The sequence below is a fragment of the Psychrobacter sp. 1Y4 genome, assembly GCF_051847555.1.
Map to the genome: position 1 here is coordinate 1 of NZ_JBPYDE010000549.1, position 708 is coordinate 708.

Consider the following 708-nt stretch of genomic DNA (forward strand, 5'->3'; position numbering starts at 1 on the left):
GAGTCTTCGGCTTGTCCCGAGATGATCAGCGGTGTACGAGCTTCATCAATCAAGATCGAGTCGATTTCATCGATAATACAGAAGTTTAGCGGACGCTGTTTTTTCTCTTTCAGACTAAAGACCATATTGTCACGCAGATAATCAAAACCGTACTCATTGTTGGTACCATAAGTGATATCTGCTTGATACGCTGCGATTTTTTCTAACGGCGGCTGCTGTGAGTAAATAACCCCAACCGTCATACCTAAAAAGCCAAACAAAGGACGGTTCAACTCCGCATCACGAGCGGCTAGATAGTCGTTGACCGTGACCAAATGCACGCCTTTACCACTGATGGCATTGAGATACATGGCCAAGGTTCCCATTAGGGTTTTACCTTCACCCGTCTTCATCTCAGCGATTTTGCCTTTGTGCAAGGTGATACCACCGATCAGCTGCACGTCGTAGTGGCGCATTCCATTGACACGCAATGAGGCCTCGCGGCAGACAGCAAACGCCTCTGGCAATAACGCATCTAAGCTTTCGCCTTTTTGATGACGCGCTTTGAACTCTTCGGTTTTTTGTTGTAGTTGCTCATCAGACAGGGCTTGTATTTCAGCCTCTCGTGCGTTGATCTTGCTGACCACTTTACGCATGCGTTTTAGTTCGCGGTCATTTTTGGTGCCAACCACACTGCCTACAATCTTTGATAACATAATTTTTTGACCT

The 708-nt window shown here is 46.5% G+C and carries 1 protein-coding gene; it reads right to left on the reverse strand.

The annotated features are described in order from the left end of the window. The coding region (locus tag ACS8FC_RS17495; protein ID WP_439297723.1) for a DEAD/DEAH box helicase at window positions 1–695 on the reverse strand (695 nt) is incomplete at its 3' end. Window positions 696–708 lie beyond the last annotated feature (13 nt).